This is a genomic window from Streptococcus cuniculipharyngis (assembly GCF_007859195.1).
Lineage (GTDB): Bacteria > Bacillota > Bacilli > Lactobacillales > Streptococcaceae > Streptococcus > Streptococcus cuniculipharyngis.
Map to the genome: position 1 here is coordinate 1 of NZ_VOHL01000004.1, position 18048 is coordinate 18048.

14 protein-coding genes are annotated in these 18048 nt (G+C 43.4%); 1 reads left to right on the forward strand and 13 read right to left on the reverse strand.

Translation table 11 applies throughout. The features are described from left to right. Positions 1 to 166: 166 nt before the first annotated feature. The 11 genes from comGG to pbp1b form a co-directional block, all read right to left on the reverse strand. Positions 167 to 487: a competence type IV pilus minor pilin ComGG gene (comGG, locus tag FRX57_RS05430; protein ID WP_146567479.1), complete on the reverse strand. Its 321-nt coding sequence runs from the start codon at positions 485 to 487 to the stop codon at positions 167 to 169. Then, positions 471 to 941 (reverse strand): competence type IV pilus minor pilin ComGF, encoded by a 471-nt coding sequence (gene comGF / locus FRX57_RS05435; RefSeq protein ID WP_246100954.1) that lies wholly within the window; start codon positions 939 to 941, stop codon positions 471 to 473. Before comGF ends, comGG begins: the two co-directional genes overlap by 17 nt. Further along, on the reverse strand, positions 886 to 1113 hold the full coding sequence (gene comGE / locus FRX57_RS05440; protein WP_246100956.1) for a competence type IV pilus minor pilin ComGE: 228 nt from the start codon (positions 1111 to 1113) through the stop codon (positions 886 to 888). Before comGE ends, comGF begins: the two co-directional genes overlap by 56 nt. Before the next feature lie 19 nt (positions 1114 to 1132). Further along, on the reverse strand, positions 1133 to 1624 hold the full coding sequence (comGD, locus tag FRX57_RS07810) for a competence type IV pilus minor pilin ComGD (protein WP_342782203.1): 492 nt from the start codon (positions 1622 to 1624) through the stop codon (positions 1133 to 1135). Continuing rightward, on the reverse strand, positions 1539 to 1865 hold the full coding sequence (comGC, locus tag FRX57_RS05450; protein WP_146567486.1) for a competence type IV pilus major pilin ComGC: 327 nt from the start codon (positions 1863 to 1865) through the stop codon (positions 1539 to 1541). Before comGC ends, comGD begins: the two co-directional genes overlap by 86 nt. Beyond that, positions 1865 to 2842, reverse strand: coding sequence for a competence type IV pilus assembly protein ComGB (comGB, locus tag FRX57_RS05455; protein WP_281287370.1), 978 nt, complete (start codon positions 2840 to 2842; stop codon positions 1865 to 1867). The genes comGC and comGB overlap by 1 nt, the downstream gene beginning before the upstream one ends. Further along, positions 2826 to 3779, reverse strand: coding sequence for a competence type IV pilus ATPase ComGA (gene comGA / locus FRX57_RS05460; protein WP_146567490.1), 954 nt, complete (start codon positions 3777 to 3779; stop codon positions 2826 to 2828). Before comGA ends, comGB begins: the two co-directional genes overlap by 17 nt. A gap of 90 nt (positions 3780 to 3869) precedes the next feature. Continuing rightward, the gene (locus tag FRX57_RS05465; protein ID WP_146567492.1) at positions 3870 to 4169 is read right to left on the reverse strand and encodes a DUF1033 family protein; all 300 of its coding nucleotides are present in this window, start codon (positions 4167 to 4169) and stop codon (positions 3870 to 3872) included. A gap of 250 nt (positions 4170 to 4419) precedes the next feature. Further along, positions 4420 to 8061 carry a DNA-directed RNA polymerase subunit beta' gene (gene rpoC, locus FRX57_RS05470; protein ID WP_146567494.1) on the reverse strand — a complete coding sequence of 1214 codons (3642 nt, stop codon included), beginning with the start codon at positions 8059 to 8061 and terminating at the stop codon, positions 4420 to 4422. Between the two features lie 86 nt (positions 8062 to 8147). Continuing rightward, positions 8148 to 11714: a DNA-directed RNA polymerase subunit beta gene (gene rpoB, locus FRX57_RS05475; protein WP_146567496.1), complete on the reverse strand. Its 3567-nt coding sequence runs from the start codon at positions 11712 to 11714 to the stop codon at positions 8148 to 8150. 291 nt (positions 11715 to 12005) lie between these two features. Then, positions 12006 to 14306 (reverse strand): penicillin-binding protein PBP1B, encoded by a 2301-nt coding sequence (pbp1b, locus tag FRX57_RS05480; RefSeq protein ID WP_146567498.1) that lies wholly within the window; start codon positions 14304 to 14306, stop codon positions 12006 to 12008. 108 nt (positions 14307 to 14414) lie between these two features. Here pbp1b and tyrS point away from each other — a divergent pair, with 108 nt between their 5' ends. Further along, complete coding sequence (gene tyrS / locus FRX57_RS05485) at positions 14415 to 15671, forward strand: tyrosine--tRNA ligase (RefSeq protein WP_146567501.1); 1257 nt, start codon at positions 14415 to 14417, stop codon at positions 15669 to 15671. A 40-nt stretch (positions 15672 to 15711) separates the two neighbouring features. Here tyrS and FRX57_RS05490 read toward each other — a convergent pair whose 3' ends face one another. Next, positions 15712 to 17316 carry a CTP synthase gene (locus FRX57_RS05490; protein ID WP_146567502.1) on the reverse strand — a complete coding sequence of 535 codons (1605 nt, stop codon included), beginning with the start codon at positions 17314 to 17316 and terminating at the stop codon, positions 15712 to 15714. A gap of 122 nt (positions 17317 to 17438) precedes the next feature. After that, a complete protein-coding gene (gene rpoE / locus FRX57_RS05495; protein WP_146567504.1) occupies positions 17439 to 18014 on the reverse strand; it encodes a DNA-directed RNA polymerase subunit delta in 576 nt (191 codons plus the stop codon). Positions 18015 to 18048 lie beyond the last annotated feature (34 nt).

Consider the following 18048-nt stretch of genomic DNA (forward strand, 5'->3'; position numbering starts at 1 on the left):
CGCACTTGGTTCGTCTTATTCAGTTCTCAATGGTCCTATCCGCTCTCTCAAGCGACAACTATTATATTCTATCAAACCTACTTCCACTTGTCAATAACTTTTTACACTTTTTTTGAGTTTTTTTATTCTTCCCCTCGCTTATGACCGTGTCAAGGAAATTAACTTGCTAATCCATACTACTAGAGAATTCCTCTCGAAAATTATAATGATACTCTCGGTTATCGAGCAATACAGTTACTATTAGCTGGTTATTTTCTCTTTGATACCTGACCTGTCCTTGAGTAAAATTCACTTCTCCTTGTTTCTCCTCTTTTCCCCTAACGTATTCTGCCATCAAGTAAGCTCGGCTACTCGTCAACAAGGCTTGGTTCTGCTTCTGATAACTAATGACCTGATTAGTATAAAATTGTAGCAAGAGTAGAAATAACGATGACAAAAGCAAGGCATAAAGCATAATGCCCGCTTTTACTTTAATGTTTAAAATCATAGATAAAAGTCCTCTTCAAGCCTCGGTCAAAGGTTAATTTGATGGTCACTCTCCCACTTTTTTCATCTATCTCTGTTATCTTAAGATGATATAGCATGGGCTGATACCCCTGACCGTTAGCATTAGTTTTCCGAAAATCATCTGCCCGCGATTTACCAAAGGCTAAACTCTGTTGACCAGAGGTTACATAGAGCTTATTATTTTCAACTTTGTGTAACGTCGTTCCTGATAATTCATGACGGAGTTGTTGGCTAAAGAGTAGCCAGTCACTTTGGTCATTCCTTGTTAGTTGACTAAGGTGACCGACCATTACTTTAGTCAATAATTGGTAAAGGGATAGGCTAGTTCCAATAACCAGTAAAGCGACTAAACATTCTAACAGGGTGAAAGCTTTTACCTTAATTTTCCGATACTCGAACAATTTCCTGGCCATCGCTGAAAACAACAATTGCATCCTTTCTCCTTTCTACTCTGACCCTGACACCATTCAAGCTCAGTTCATCTTCCTGTATTTGAACTGCCATTTGGGCTACATTCAAGACCTCCTGTCGGTGTAAGACCTCATTGGTCAATTGTCTCTGACTGGAAATTTGATGGAGAATAATCGCAATAATGGTAATCAACATGCCAAAGGCTACTAAGCTTTCAAGGAGAATATAGGCCTCCAATTTCTGATTTTTTATACTTACCACTCCCTATGTATAATTGATAACGGACACTCTTCTGAGCTGTTTTAAAAACGACCCGACTAAGCGAAGAATTGCCACCTGAACGACTTATTCTTATCAGATAATCCTTTTCAGGACGAATCCCTGCTGGAATGGGGAGTGTCTCCTCCTGATTACTAATCTTATGTTCAGTAATGGATAAAACCATCTCCTCCTGACGACTAATTGATAACCGTTGTGTTTGTCGGTACAATTGTTCAAAAGAGAGAAAGAAAATCCCCTCTTCAACCCTATCAAAGGTAGTCCTTACAGACCCAGAGAAACTAATAATCAAAAAACTGACAATCAGTAAAACCCATAGACTCTCTAGCAAAGAGAATGCTCTAATTTGGTACTTTACGACCTTCTTGACTATTTTTACTATAATATTCATTGTAGGAATCCGCCTGTTTTTGCGTAATATTACCATTTGCAACCAAATTAGTCAGACTCGCCTTATCTGTACCATTTAATTCATAAAGTTCCGCCTGACTATCCACTACCTTAACAATTGCTGCTGCCCCTGTGTCTCGAATCTTATCTTTTTGTTGACTCAGATTTGGCACAAAAAGTAGGAGCAGCACACTAATAATAATTAAGACCACAAGCATTTCTAAAAGTGTGAATCCTTTAACAGTCATTTTTTTGAGACGTTTTAATACTTTTTTCATTAGAAATTAACCTCCATATTTTGATACATTGGCAATAGCATCGCTGCATAAATCATCACAACCACTAAAGCAACCATAATAAAGACAAGCGGCTGAATAAATTGTGTAGCCTGCGCCAGCTTGTTAAAAAATCTCTCCCAAACCTCCTCCGCATAAAGGGTTAATTCCCGCCCTAACTTAGACTTGACTTGGCCATATTCAATCATCAGCGCCAATTCATTTAAAAAGAAGGGGTAGGATAAAACTTTATGGTGAAATTCTTCCCCTAAGAGTAGGGACGCTTCCAATTCTCGTCCAATTTCCTGAAACAGTTTGGATTGTTGGGCCTGCATGATATTAACCAGTTGGACCAACTCAATTCCTTGACCAATTAAATTCCCCCACTCTCTAGCATAATAGGCTGTCAGATATAAACGAAGAAAATAGCCAACAAAAGGGAGACGACTAACCAGTTCTGCCAGTCTAATCCTAGTCAACCGTTTGCTATAGGCATAAATAAGAATAGCTAAAAGACCAGCACCTACCAGGCTAACTAAAAAAATCAAAGGAAAACTCGCAATTAACTGAGCCGCAATGTTTTCTTGACCGTTCTCCAGTTGAGGAAGAAGATAGCTTTTTAAACCAATCATAATTAGGGTTAGAAATGTCAATAAGATTAGCGGATAAGTCGCCACCTCCAATAATTTTTTTCTAACCAAGAGTAGCTTGGTGAGATAGACTTCAATTTTCCCCATGCTAATCCCCAAATCCCCATGTTCATTTGCCAAGGCCAGCTGGGTCACAACACTATCAGAAAAACCTAATCGTCCCATAATAGTAGCTAAATTACCACCCGCCATCAATTCCTGTCGCATGGTCTCCGTATAAGAAGACCCAATCAGTTGACTACGGTCTAGAAAATCGACAATTTCGGTTAAATTAAAACCACTCCCTAACAAATTATTGAATAATTGAATAACCTTACGTTGGTGTTTCACCGCCAATCTTTTCGATGCTTGCTTGCTCCCGACTAATATAGCCCGCTTCATAAAGCTTCTGGATTTTCCGGTTCCAGTCCCGGCTTTGATGATTTTCAAATTCCTCTGTCGCAATATCTAAAACACCTCCTCCACCAATTAACCGTTGATAGACAATACCTCTCAGACTGTTGGCCAGTTCCTGACGAGATACACCAAGTTCAATCAGACGACCATAAACACCAGGAATACTCTTGGCATGAACCGTTGAAAAGACAATAGCTCCTGTTAAACTAGCCCTGACCACTGCCCTTGCCGTCTGACTATCACGAATTTCACCAATGATTAGAACATCTGGTCGATGACGCAAGGATAATTTTATTAAATTATCATAGGTTAAACCGATACTTTCATTCAATTGTAGTTGTAGCATCTGCTCCTGCTTGATTTCCACAGGGTCTTCAATGGTAATAATTTGTTGCTCGGAAAATTTTTCGGCAACTAATTGATACATCAAGGTCGTCTTGCCTGATCCTACTGGACCGGAAAACAAATAGAGACCCCTCTCTTTAATTTTGGGGAGTAGATCTGCCAATCCCTCAAAATGATAGGTTAATTGTCGATAACCATCAAACAAGAGACGGATCACCAAACTTTCGTAGCCTCTATAATCACCCACGGTTGATAAACGTAAGGAGGCTTTTTTCCCCTCTCCATAGTCATAGTCACAAGAACCTAACTGCGTCCGACGTTTTTCACCAACATTCATGCCAGCAACAAATTTAAAATGACTGATTAAGGCTTGGGTCTCTTCCTTAGTATACGTTTCGATTAGTTTTCGTTCATCCCCTACTCGAAAATAAAGACCGTAATATTCCCCACGAGGAACCAGGTAAATGTCCTGAGCGCCAATTGTCACACCTGTTTGAATAATATCTTGTCCTAATTCCTGTATCATCACTACCTCCTTATCTATTTATTCGCAAAAGAAAAAGGATGAATTGTAAACTCATCCTTTTTCTTTCAATGATAAAACCCGCTCAAGCGTTTAGCCAGACTTGGGTAAGGCTTGCCAATCTAACAAAATTGCTAAGGAATGGTATTGTTGTAAATAGTCCGCACATTCCTCACACCAAAGATAGTCCTGTTTGTCCCAGAATGTTGACATCCCCCTACCCTTGCTTTTAAATCGTTGTTTACTTTGGAATAATTTCATCCATTCTTCCGTATAAAACTTAAGCGCTGAGTAGTAGTCATCAAATTCTTTTGTCATAATAATATCATCTTTCCAGCCATCTAAAAACCACCAAGGTTCTACATTGCCATAAAGCTTTACAACTTGATACATATCTCCCCTCCTTTAAGTTTTGCCTTTATTATATAACAACAACTAGAATATGCAAAATATTTTGCTTACTTCTAGATGTTTTTAGCTTAATTTATTAATGTTATTTTCTTTTGTATTGTCTTTCAGTCATTTTTATTAATCTTTACCGAACAACATCTCTCTTAAAAACAAAAATCGCCAAAACACAAAAGGTTTTGACGATTCTTATTCCGGTCAACTGAAAAAACGTTTGTTTGATACAACAAATAAATTAATTTGTGACAACTTCTTCTGCCGATTCCGAAGCTTCAAGGTCTTCTAGAACGAGGACTCTTTCATTGACTGCTTTAGGCTCAATATTCCGGTAACGTGCCATACCAGTACCAGCTGGGATAATCTTACCGATGATAACATTTTCTTTAAGCCCAAGGAGATGATCTTTTTTACCACGGATAGCGGCATCAGTCAAGACGCGAGTCGTTTCTTGGAAGGAAGCTGCTGATAAGAATGAGTTGGTTTCAAGCGAAGCCTTGGTAATTCCCATCAAAACTGGACGGCTGGTTGCTGGAATACCACCAGAAATAACAATATCTTTATTAGCATCTGTAAAGTCTGAAATATCCATCAAAGTACCTGGAAGTAGATCGGTATCACCTGGATCCATGATTCGAACCTTGCGGAGCATTTGACGAACCATCACCTCGATATGCTTGTCTCCGATTTCTACCCCTTGGCTACGGTAAACTTTCTGCACTTCTGCCAAAAGATAGGTTTCTACAGATAAGGTATCTCTAACCTCAAGTAGGCGTTTAGGCTGAATTGAACCTTCTGTTAGGGCAGCTCCTCGGTGGACATGGTCACCAACTTCAACCTTCATACGGGCAGTAAATGGTACCACATATTCACCCATGCCTGTGTCACCCTTAACATAGACTTTCTTGGTTCGTGTTGAGGCATCTTCTTCAATGTCAACAACTTCACCCTTAACTTCGGTAATGACAGCCTCACCTTTTGGATTACGGGCTTCAAAGATTTCTTGAATACGCGGTAAACCTTGGGTAATATCAGTATTTGAGGCCACCCCTCCGGTATGGAAGGTACGCATGGTCAACTGGGTACCTGGCTCACCGATGGATTGGGCCGCGATTGTTCCAACAGCTTCACCAACCTCAACGGCATCACCAGTTGCCAGGTTGATACCATAACAATGACGGCAGACACCATGGCGGGTGTTACATGTAAAGACTGAACGAATGGTGACTTGCTCCACACCGGCATTAACAATTTTAGCCGCCATGTCTTCCGTAATCAATTCATCTGCACCAATCAGCTCTTGACCCGTTTCTGGATGCTTAACTGTTTTCTTAGTGTAACGACCTTGTAGACGCTCTTCTAAGGTCTCAGTAACTTCCTTACCATCAGTAATTGCTGTAATGGTCAACCCGCGATCTGTACCACAATCATCCTCACGGATAATCACATCTTGGGCCACGTCAACCAAACGACGGGTCAAGTAACCTGAATCCGCAGTCTTAAGGGCGGTATCGGTCATCCCCTTACGAGCTCCGTGGGTCGAGAAGAACATTTCCAAGACAGAAAGTCCCTCACGGAAGTTAGACAGGATTGGCAATTCCATGATACGACCATTTGGCGCTGCCATCAGACCACGCATCCCCGCCAGCTGCGAGAAGTTGGAAATGTTACCACGGGCACCAGAATCCATCATCATAACGATTGGGTTTTTCGGATCTTGTGTTTCAACCAGACGTTTCTCAAGTTCTTCTTTGGCTTCACGCCAAGTAGAGGTGACTGCTAAGTAACGTTCATCATCCGTCATCATCCCCTTACGGAAAGAATCATTAATCACTTCAACCTTATGGTGGGCAACTTCAATGATTTCTTGCTTATTATCAATAACCGGAATATCTGCAATTCCCACGGTCAAACCAGCAAGGGTTGAATGATAGTAGCCCAAGTCTTTCAAGCGGTCAAGGAAGGCTGAGGTTTCTGTTGTCCGCAAGCGTTTAAAGGTTTCCGCGATGATATTTCCGAGATTTTTCTTCTTGAATGGCAGGTTAAGGTCAAGCTCGGCAATAACTGATTTAATGTCTGCTCCTGGGGCCAAGAAATATTTATCTGGCGTTTTATCGGTCAAGTTGGCATTGGTTGGCTCTTGCAGATATGGCAATTCATCAGGAATAATATCGTTGAAGAGAATTTTACCAACCGTGGTAATCATGATTTTATGGCGTTGGTCATCGGTCCACGGTTTATTTGGCATACTATCAACCGCAATTCCCACACGACTGTGTAGATGAACATAACCATTACGATAAGCCATAACCGCTTCATCACGGTCTTTAAAGACCATGCCTTCACCCTCACGACCAGCGTCTTCCATGGTTAGGTAATAGTTCCCCAAAACCATGTCCTGAGATGGGGTAACGACAGGTTTTCCATCTTTGGGGTTAAGGATATGCTCTGCTGCCAGCATCAAAAGACGGGCTTCAGCCTGAGCTTCTTCCGATAGAGGGACGTGGATGGCCATTTGGTCACCGTCAAAGTCGGCATTGTAGGCCTCACACACCAAGGGGTGCAAGCGAAGGGCACGACCATCAATCAAGACCGGCTCAAAGGCCTGGATACCCAATCTGTGCAAGGTAGGCGCCCGGTTAAGCAGTACTGGATGTTCCTTAATCACTTCTTCAAGAATATCCCAGATTCGCTCATCGCCACGCTCGACCATGCGTTTAGCTGCCTTAACGTTACCTGCATATTCACGAGCGACAATTTCTCGCATGACAAATGGTTTGAAAAGCTCAATCGCCATCTCACGTGGCACACCACATTGGTACATTTTGAGGGTTGGACCGACAGCGATAACCGAACGACCTGAGAAGTCAACCCGTTTACCAAGCAAGTTTTGACGGAAACGACCCTGCTTACCTTTGAGCATGTGGCTCAATGACTTGAGTGGACGGCTACCTGGGCCAGTGATTGGACGACCACGACGACCATTATCAATAAGGGCATCAACTGCCTCTTGCAACATCCGTTTTTCATTTTGGACGATAATCCCTGGAGCATTTAATTCCAAAAGACGAGCCAAACGATTATTACGGTTAATGACACGACGGTAAAGGTCATTCAAGTCACTAGCTGCAAAACGACCACCGTCCAACTGCACCATAGGACGTAGGTCTGGTGGAAGAACGGGCAGGATATTGAGAATCATCCATTCTGGCTTGTTGCCGGACTTGTAGAAGGCGTCCAAAACATCCAAACGACGAATGGCCTTAATCCGTTTTTGACCAGATGCTGTTCGTAATTCTTCCTTTAAGACAGCAATTTCAGCTTCCAAATCAACTCGTTTCAAGAGGTCTTGAATGGCTTCAGCCCCCATTTTAGCCACAAAAGAGCCATGACCGTATTCCATCAACTTTTCACGGTATTCACGCTCGGTAAGGAGTGATTTAGGTTCAAGCGGGGTTTCCATAGGGTCAATGACCACATAGGCTGCAAAGTAGATGACCTCTTCCAAGGCACGAGGACTCATGTCAAGGGTCAAGCCCATACGAGACGGAATTCCTTTGAAATACCAGATATGGGAAACCGGCGCCTTCAACTCAATATGCCCCATGCGTTCACGACGAACTTTGGCGCGAGTGACTTCTACCCCACAACGGTCACAGACAATTCCCTTGTAGCGAATGCGCTTGTACTTACCACAAGAACATTCCCAATCCTTGGTTGGACCAAAGATAACCTCATCAAAAAGTCCTTCACGTTCTGGTTTTAGGGTCCGATAGTTAATGGTTTCAGGTTTTTTAACTTCGCCATAAGACCACGAACGGACCTTATTCGGTGAAGCTAAGGTGATTTGCATACTTTTAAAACGATTTACATCAACCACTAGTTTTACCTTTCTTACTTCAATTAAACACCAAGCAGGGAAATCCTTCCCTACTTGATTCTAGCTAAACAAGACGGGCTTGTCTATTAGTCATTTTCTTCTTGTTTTACTGCTTCTGCTAGTTCACGGGCTTGACGCTCACGAGCTTTTTCCAGCTCTTCAACGTGCATGACATCGTCATCTTCGCCTTCGTCAAGGTCACGCAGTTCAACTTCTAGATTATCTTCGTCAAGAACACGCATGTCAAGACCAAGCGATTGCAGTTCTTTGACAAGGACACGGAAGGATTCTGGCACACCTGGTTTTGGAATTGGTTTCCCTTTGGTAATGGCCTCATAAGCTTTAAGACGACCTGTCACATCATCTGATTTGTAGGTCAAGATTTCTTGTAGGACGTTTGAAGCACCGTAAGCCTCCAAAGCCCAAACCTCCATCTCACCGAAACGTTGGCCACCAAATTGTGCCTTACCACCGAGTGGTTGTTGCGTTACCAATGAGTATGGTCCTGTTGAACGAGCATGGAGCTTGTCATCAACCATGTGGTGAAGTTTGATCATGTACATGACACCGACAGACACACGATTTTCAAATGGTTCTCCTGTCCGACCATCATACAGAATGGTCTTGGCATCACTGTCCATGCCTGCTTCCTTAACCGTTGACCAAAGGTCTTCTGAAGTTGCTCCATCAAAGACTGGTGTCGCAATGTGGATACCCAAATTACGGGCAGCCATACCAAGGTGAAGTTCCATAACCTGACCAATGTTCATCCGTGATGGCACCCCAAGTGGGTTCAACATGATATCAACAGGTGTTCCATCAGGAAGGTATGGCATGTCCTCAACTGGGACGATACGTGACACGACACCCTTATTTCCATGGCGTCCGGCCATCTTGTCCCCAACCTTGATTTTACGTTTTTGAGCGATGTAAACACGCACCAGCATGTTAACACCTGATTGCAATTCATCGCCATTGGCACGGGTAAAGATTTTCACATCACGGACAATACCATCACCACCATGTGGCACACGCAGAGAAGTATCACGAACTTCACGAGATTTGTCACCAAAGATGGCATGTAGGAGACGTTCTTCAGCCGAGAGGTCTTTCTCACCTTTTGGTGTCACCTTACCAACTAGAATGTCACCTTCCTTGACTTCCGCACCGATACGGATAATCCCCATTTCGTCCAAATCACGGAGGGCATCTTCACCCACGTTTGGAATTTCACGGGTAATTTCTTCAGGGCCTAACTTGGTGTCACGGGTTTCGCTTTCGTATTCTTCCAAGTGAACAGAGGTGTAAACATCTTCTTTGACCAAACGCTCACTCATGATAACCGCGTCCTCAAAGTTATAACCTTCCCAGGTCATGTAGGCAACGATTGGGTTTTGACCAAGGGCCATTTCACCATTTTCCATAGATGGTCCGTCAGCGATAAAGTCACCTTTTTCAACGACATCACCAACCTTAACCAAGGTCCGTTGGTTGTAAGCAGTTCCTGAGTTTGAACGGCGGAATTTAGTGATGTGGTAAATGTCTAGGCTACCGTCTTCACGGCGGACTTCCACCTTATCGGCATCTGAATAAGTGACACGACCATCATGCTGGGCAATAACTGCCGCTCCTGAGTCATGGGCAGCCTGGTATTCCATACCTGTTCCCACATAAGGGGCATGTGGATCAATCAATGGTACCGCCTGACGTTGCATGTTGGCTCCCATCAGGGCACGGTTGGAGTCGTCATTTTCCAAGAACGGAATACATGCTGTCGCTACCGCAACTACTTGTTTTGGCGAAACGTCAACATAATCAACGATTGAAGCTGGGAATTCTTGGTTATTACCTTGATGGCGACCCATGACAATCTCTTCTGCAAAAGTACCGTCTTCATTTAGCTTAGAATTAGCCTGAGCCACGGTAAATTCATCTTCTTCATCAGCTGTCAACCAGACAATTTCATTGGTCACCACACCTGTTTCACGATCAACCTTGCGATAAGGGGTTTGAATGAACCCATACTTGTTCAAATGACCATAAGAAGATAAGTTGTTAATCAAACCGATGTTTGGCCCCTCTGGCGTCTCGATTGGACACATGCGACCATAGTGGGTATAATGCACGTCACGCACTTCATAGCCCGCACGGTCACGGGTCAAACCACCAGGTCCCAAGGCTGATAGACGGCGTTTGTGAGATAGCTCTGATAGCGGGTTGTGTTGGTCCATGAACTGTGACAATTGAGATGAACCGAAGAATTCTTTAACGGCTGCCGTTACTGGGCGAATGTTGATGATTTGTTGTGGTGTCAGGGCTTCGTTATCCTGAACTGACATTCGTTCACGGACATTTCGCTCCATACGCGCCAAACCAACACGGAATTGGTTGGCCAACAACTCACCTACGGCACGAATGCGACGGTTACCCAAGTGGTCAATATCGTCCACCTTACCTAAACCTTCAGCCAAGTTGAGGAAGTAACTCATCTCTGCCAAAATATCAGCTGGGGTAAGGGCACGGACCTTATCACCTGGATTGGCATTGCCAACAATCGTCACCACACGGTCTGGATCGGTTGGTGCTACAATCTTGAATTTTTGCAAAACAACTGGCTCCGTCAAAACAGCGAAATCATTTGGTGTGTAAACAAATTTATTCAAATCACCATCCAAGTGTTCTGCAATGCGATCGATAACCGCACGTGTCATGACTGTCCCTGCTTCAACCAAGATTTCACCAGTTTCAGCATCAACCAAATTTTCAGCAATCGTCTGGTTTAACAAACGGGTTTTGACATTTAATTTCTTGTTAATCTTGTAGCGACCAACTCCTGCCAAATCATAGCGACGGGCATCAAAGAAGCGGGCAATCAAAAGACTACGTGAACTTTCAGCTGTCTTAGGCTCACCTGGACGTAAGCGCTCATAGATTTCTTTGAGGGCTTCATCCGTCCGAGAATCACTTGGATTTTTATGGATATCTTTTTCAATGGTGTTACGAACCAGATCACTATCACCAAAAATATCTAAGATTTCGTCATCACCTGAAAAACCAAGGGCACGCACCAGTGTTGTAAATGGAATCTTACGGGTCCGGTCAATACGGGTGTAAGCAATGTCTTTAGCATCTGTTTCCAATTCTAGCCATGCACCACGATTCGGAATAACCGTTGAGCCATAGCCAACCTTACCGTTCTTATCAACCTTGTCATTAAAGTAAACACCTGGTGAACGAACCAACTGAGACACGATAATGCGCTCAGCACCGTTGATAACAAAGGTTCCCATTTCGGTCATCAGTGGGAAATCACCAAAGAAAACTTCTTGGGTCTTGATTTCACCAGTTTCCTTATTAACCAAACGGAAGGTGACAAAAATTGGTGCTGAATAGTGGGCATCGTGAGAACGAGCTTCTTCCAGGGTATATTTAGGTTCCTTGAACTCATAGCCAACAAATTCCAACTCCATAGTATCAGTAAAGTTGGTAATTGGGAGTACGTCCTCAAAAACTTCTTTCAAACCGCTATCCAAAAAATCTTTAAATGAGTCAGTTTGAATTTCAATGAGGTTTGGTAAATCAAGGACTTCCTTGATTCTTGAAAAGCTACGACGGGTACGATGTTTCCCGTATTGAACGTCATGTCCTGCCAAAATTGAGCTCCTTTTAATTGAAATAGGTGGGTCAGACGAACTGCCTAACCAAGTTTTTGTTAACATTAAAATTTAAAACAAGCTGTCGCTTGCTATTTGTCGAAATTTTTAGATTCTTTAAGAATGGGTAACATTCCTAAAAAATACTAAAAATAGGCACAAAAAGAGCAGCTAAATCTGACCGATAACGTGTGATTTAACTGCTGTAAGTCCTGGTTGGACAAGATTTCAACCAAAACAGACGACAAATAATTTCTCCTATTATATCACATCTGCTTTAGTTTGACAAGTCTAATTTCCATTCATCAAACTTGCCCAGGCCTTTTGATAGTCACTGTCAGTACCACCAATCGCAAAACGATACGTCATAGCACTTGGCCCCCCCTGAGCCCAGTAACTGGTCGTAGTTGCTCCATTCACAGTAATCGCGCGCCCATTGACCTGTACTGTTCCTGGTTTCAAACCGGTTGACCTTAGGACATTGGCCTTAATAACACTATTGTCCAAAGTGAATTTCGTATCATCAAACAGAGATGGCTCTGCCTGACTAATGGCATTGACCAAGTTAGCGACGTAGTTGGCATGGTTATTATAACCAGTCAAAGATTGAAGAGAGCTATTGTCATCATGCCCTGCCCAGTTCCCCAAGGAAACCTTAGGAGTTGACAACATCAACCAAACATCCGAATAGTTGTTGGTTGTCCCTGTCTTCCCAATCCAATCCACGTTGTTTGCTAACCCTGGATTAATGGCCTGCAGACGACTCTTAAAGGTTGTCGTAATACCTGATGATAAGGGACCTCGCAAGAGTTCCTGCACAATACTCGCCGTTGCCTGTGAAAAGACTTGGGCCGGTTTTGCATCATACTGATAGATAACTTCCCCTTCTTCTGAGGTAATTTTATCAATGACATGTTTTTTAAGGTAAGCTCCACCGTTGGCTAACATCTGATAGGTATTGGTTTGTTGGGCCACAGAGACCTCAATCCCACCGCCTAAAGGCAAACTTTCGATATTGTAATCAGCGATGTCATAACCTAATTTTGTCATATAATTTTCAACGTCTACGCCACGGTCCCTAAGGAGTTGATAAGTCCAAAAGGCAGGGATATTCCAAGAAGTGTTGAGAGCATCTTGGAGATTAATCATCGTTGTCCCTTCTTCGTCGCCATGCATGATTTTTTGACCACTCGAGAAGGTGGTTGGGTAATTAGATAACATGCTAGCACTTCCCATCAACCCCTGATCAATCGCAATGCCATAAGGCAAGATTGGCTTGGTACTAGATCCCGGTGACCTTTTGGTGTCAAAGGCATGGTTATTTTGATTAATTGCATAATCACGCCCCCCGATAAAACCTAGGACTCCACCTGTTGTGTTGTCCATGAGGACATTTCCCATCTGCACCTGACCGGTCCCATCATCCAACAAGCCACCATACTGGGCCGCTGCATTTTGCATCGCTAGATGAACATTTTGGTTGATGGTCGTTGTAATGCGATAACCACCCAAACGCAATTCCTGCTGCGCCTTAGTCTGATAAGCTAATTTCGTCTCGTCATTTTTTAAATCTTTCTCGGAAACACCGTCGCGTTTAATCAAATAGTCATACATCAAGTCTTGAGCTTCTGCCATCACCGTGTAATACAGGTAATCATGCTGAGTTGACGAGGCTGCCTCTGGTTGTTTAAAATCCTGACTGACATCATAGGTCAGGTAACTCTCATAATCTTCCTTTGACAGAACACCTGTTCGGTACATGTTGTAGAGGACATTTTTTGCTCGTGTTAGGCCATAGGCCATGTCTTCTGGCGACTTTAGTTGCCCCTCTGAGGTATAAGGCGAGTAGACAATCGGGCTCTGGGGCAGGCCTGCTAAATAGGCTGCCTGAGGAATGGTCAAGTCTCTCGCTGATACACCAAAAATTCCCTGAGCTGCTTCTTCAACCCCTGCAATATTTTGTCCCTTATTATTACGACCAAAAGGAGAAATATTTAAATAGTTTGTCAAAATGCTATCTTTATCAATATAGCGCTCTAAGGCCAAGGCATAAACAATCTCCTTGGATTTCCGCTTAAAGGTTGGATCATCTCCTAGCACCTGCTGCTTGAGCAGTTGCTGGGTCAAGGTTGAGCCACCACTGGTTTCTCCTAAGCCCACCAAGGAAGCCAAGGTTGCTCGAAAAACCGCCTTAGGCACCACTCCCTTATGCTCAGAAAAATTCTCGTCCTCTGTCGCCACAATAGCTTTTTTGATGTTCTCAGAAATTGCATCGCTTGGAACTGGTGTTCTGAGCAAGTCACTATCGATGGTCGAAATCAATTCCCCATTAGAATAAGTCATGTCAGAAACTGCACTCAAGGAACTCACCTGACTAACCAAACTTTCCTTGCTCGGCACTTTGACAGAGTCCACTTGACTAATCAAATAACCGAAGGCGGCTCCCAGGCCCAACATGCCGAATAAAATGACTAAAATATAAGCAAATTCCGACAACAATTTGAGTGTACGTAATAAAACCGTCCCAAAATCAAAAATGGTTAAGGGTTGGTGATCTGTTAACTGTTTTTTATTTTTCCGTCTCAATAACATAATATACCTCGTCTATCATTATATCAAATTTCAGTAAAAGTTGCATGGTGGCAAATTGACCCATTTTTGATATAATAAGGTAACAGATTTTATGATTGGAGCATGTCAATGACTATTTTTGAAGAGTTAAAAGAGCGAGGTCTGATTTTTCAGACAACCGATGAAGAAGCCCTGATTAAGGCTCTAACAGAAGAACAGGTCGGCTTTTACTTGGGTTGTGACCCGACTGCCGATAGCCTGCATTTGGGCCATCTGGTTCCTCTTTTGGTCTGCCGCCATTTACAGTTAGCAGGTCATAAACCCTATCCCTTGGTCGGCGGAGCAACCGGTCTGATTGGTGACCCATCCTTCAAGGACGACGAACGCAGCCTCCAAACCAAGGAAACTGTCCAAGACTGGGTGGCTAAAATCCGTCTCCAGATGGCTCAGTTTCTCGATTTCGAGAGCAAGGATAATCCTGCCGTCATGACAAACAACTATGATTGGTTTGAAAACATCAGCTTTATTGATTTCCTGCGTGATGTCGGTAAATACTTTACGGTCAACTACATGATGAGCAAGGAATCCGTCAAAAAACGGATTGAAACAGGCATTTCCTATACCGAATTTGCCTACCAAATCATGCAAGGCTATGATTTTTACGAGCTCAATCGTCGCCATGGGGTCACCCTCCAAATCGGTGGCAGTGACCAATGGGGCAACATGACTGCTGGAACTGAATTGCTCCGTCGTAAGGCAGGCAAAACTGGCCACGTTATCACCGTTCCCCTCATCACTGATGCCACTGGCAAGAAATTTGGTAAATCAGAAGGCAATGCCATTTGGCTCAATGCTGACAAAACCTCTCCTTATCAAATGTACCAATTCTGGCTCAATGTCATGGACGATGATGCCATCCGCTTTTTGAAAATCTTCACCTTCTTGCCTTTAGCTGAAATAGCTGAAATCGAGACAGCTTTCCAGGCTGCTCCTCATGAACGCCTAGCTCAAAAAGTCTTGGCCAAAGAAGTGGTGACCTTGGTTCATGGCCAAGAAGCCTATGAGCAAGCCCTCAAAATCACTGAACAACTCTTTGCAGGCAACATCAAGAACCTATCAGCTAGCGAACTCAAACAGGGCCTCAACCATGTCAAAAATTATCAAGTAAGCCCTGATGACGATCTCAACCTAGTTGAATTACTGGTAAAAGCTGGTATTTCACCGTCCAAACGGCAGGCCCGTGAAGACGTCCAAAACGGTGCCATCTATCTTAATGGCGAACGCCAACAAGACCTAACCTATACCCTTTCTGACGCCGATAAAATTGACCAGGAGCTGACCGTTATCCGCCGCGGCAAGAAAAATTATTTTGTCTTAAGCTATTAAAAAACAAAACCTTAGACCAAGTAGTCTAAGGTTTTTTTACTTAACGACTATTGTCAACCGCAGCTGTCACAAAGGCGGTATAGAGTTCTTCTGAACGGTTAGGGCGACTAGATAATTCTGGATGGTATTGGGCTGCGACAAAGAATTTTTTCTCTGGCAACTCTACAATTTCCATCAGGCGATTATCTGGTGATACCCCTGAAAAGACCAAACCAGCCTCTTCAAATTGGGCACGGAATTTGGTATTGACTTCATAACGATGGCGGTGGCGGCGTTGAACCACTTCTTGGTTGCCATAAGCTGCTGCCGCTCGGCTACCAGGCTTGAGTTTACATGGATACAGACCCAAACGTAAGGTGCCCCCCATATCTTCGATATCGATTTGGTCACGCATGATGTCAATGATTGGAAAAGGTGTTTCTGGGTCCAACTCAGCTGAATTAGCCCCTTCCAAACCAAGAACATGGCGGGCAAATTCCACACAGGTTAACTGCATGCCTAGACAGACACCTAACATGGGCACATCATGTTCACGGGCATAGCGAATCGCCTGAATCTTACCTTCTGTCCCACGTTGGCCAAAACCACCAGGAACGATAATGCCGTCTGCTCCTGCTAGATGATCGGCTACATTTTCTGCCGTCAAATCATTAGCATTGACCCAATTCAAATCAAGGGCCACATCATTGACATAACCTGAATGTTTCAAAGCCTCAACCACTGACAAGTAGGCATCTGGCAATTCCACATATTTACCAACCAAGGCAATTTTAACGGTCTTTTTAAGGTTAAGCACCTTGTCCACCATGGCTGACCATTCGGTCATATCAGCCGCTGGCACATCTAGTTTCAAATGGTCACAGACAATTTGATCCATGCCTTGGGCCTGCAAGTTCAAAGGTACTTGATAGATATGCTCCACATCACGAGATTCAATTACAGCTTCCGGTTGCACATCACAAAACTGGGCCAATTTATTTTTAACCCCTTGGTCAACGGCCTCTTCCGTACGAATCACCAACATGTTTGGCTGAATCCCTAAACCACGCAACTCCTTAACCGAGTGCTGGGTCGGCTTGGTTTTCATTTCACCAGCTGCTTTCAAGTATGGTAAGAGGGTTGTATGGATATACATGACATTATCCGAACCGACATCAGCCTTCATTTGACGCAGAGCTTCCAAGAAAGGTAGACTTTCAATATCGCCAACTGTCCCACCGACCTCAGTAATGACCACATCTGAATCCGTCGTCACTGCTGCTCGTTTGATTTTTTCTTTCAAGGCATCCGTGATATGGGGAATGACCTGAACCGTTGCCCCCAAATACTCCCCTCGACGTTCCTTCCGCAAGACTTCACTGTAAATCTTGCCCGTTGTCACGTTAGAATATTGGTTGAGGTTAATGTCAATAAAGCGTTCATAATGGCCAAGGTCCAAGTCTGTCTCGGCACCATCGTCAGTCACATAAACCTCACCATGTTGGTAGGGACTCATGGTTCCTGGATCAATATTGATGTAAGGGTCAAATTTTTGAATGGTCACTTTCAGCCCACGATTTTTCAAGAGGCGCCCTAGGCTGGCCGCCACAATCCCCTTACCAATTGAACTTACTACACCACCAGTGACAAAGATATACTTGGTCATACAAACTCCTTTTGCTAAAAAATAAAAATGCTCCTCATCAAGAGGAGCTTAGTACTTGTCTCCAAAAGAGACGCCCACTAATTATTATAGCCTATCCCGTCATATCGGTCAAGAAAGAACTGTTAGTCTTCCTCTTCCGGATCATCTGAATAGTCATCATCTTCTTCGTTCAAGTCAACATCTTCTTCCAAATCAGCATCTGGAATAATTTCATTCAACTCAGAATCATAGGACTCAACCTCAGATTTTTCATCATCAGGATTATCTTCATCAAATTCCATGCCAGACGGTAAATCATAATCCTCATCTTCTGGATCATCATCAGAATAGTCAATGGCATCTTCACTTTCCATGAGAAAGGCATTCACACGTTTTTTCTTACGCTTAGGTGCCCCCTCATCTTCATCTTCAAGAGTGATGATTTCCTCATCAATTTCATCAATAGCGTACCATGACCGCAAGCCCCACTTGTTCTCCCCAAGAGGGATAAAACTACCATCTGTGTTTAATTCAGTATAAAAATCTGGCAAAGCCTCACGAATATCCGCATCAGATTTCCCAAGATAAGATTGCACTTCATTAACCAAATCACTGAAATACATCTCTTTATGGCGTCCGCGACTTTCTAGAATCGCACGCGCCACTTCAATCAAGGATAATTCACTTTTTTCTTGACCTGCAAATACTTCTAATTCCAAAGCACTTCTCCTTACATTATCATTCTCATCTATT

Coding starts and splice junctions, on each gene's coding strand:
- comGA (WP_146567490.1), bottom strand. CDS start 3,779: ATGATACAGGAATTAGGACAAGATATTATTCAAACAGGTGTGACAATT.
- comGG (WP_146567479.1), bottom strand. CDS start 487: ATGATTTTAAACATTAAAGTAAAAGCGGGCATTATGCTTTATGCCTTG.
- comGD (WP_342782203.1), bottom strand. CDS start 1,624: ATGGTAATATTACGCAAAAACAGGCGGATTCCTACAATGAATATTATA.
- comGF (WP_246100954.1), bottom strand. CDS start 941: ATGCAATTGTTGTTTTCAGCGATGGCCAGGAAATTGTTCGAGTATCGG.
- FRX57_RS05490 (WP_146567502.1), bottom strand. CDS start 17,316: ATGACCAAGTATATCTTTGTCACTGGTGGTGTAGTAAGTTCAATTGGT.
- pbp1b (WP_146567498.1), bottom strand. CDS start 14,306: ATGTTATTGAGACGGAAAAATAAAAAACAGTTAACAGATCACCAACCC.
- tyrS (WP_146567501.1), top strand. CDS start 14,415: ATGACTATTTTTGAAGAGTTAAAAGAGCGAGGTCTGATTTTTCAGACA.
- comGE (WP_246100956.1), bottom strand. CDS start 1,113: ATGTTGATTACCATTATTGCGATTATTCTCCATCAAATTTCCAGTCAG.
- FRX57_RS05465 (WP_146567492.1), bottom strand. CDS start 4,169: ATGTATCAAGTTGTAAAGCTTTATGGCAATGTAGAACCTTGGTGGTTT.
- comGC (WP_146567486.1), bottom strand. CDS start 1,865: ATGAAAAAAGTATTAAAACGTCTCAAAAAAATGACTGTTAAAGGATTC.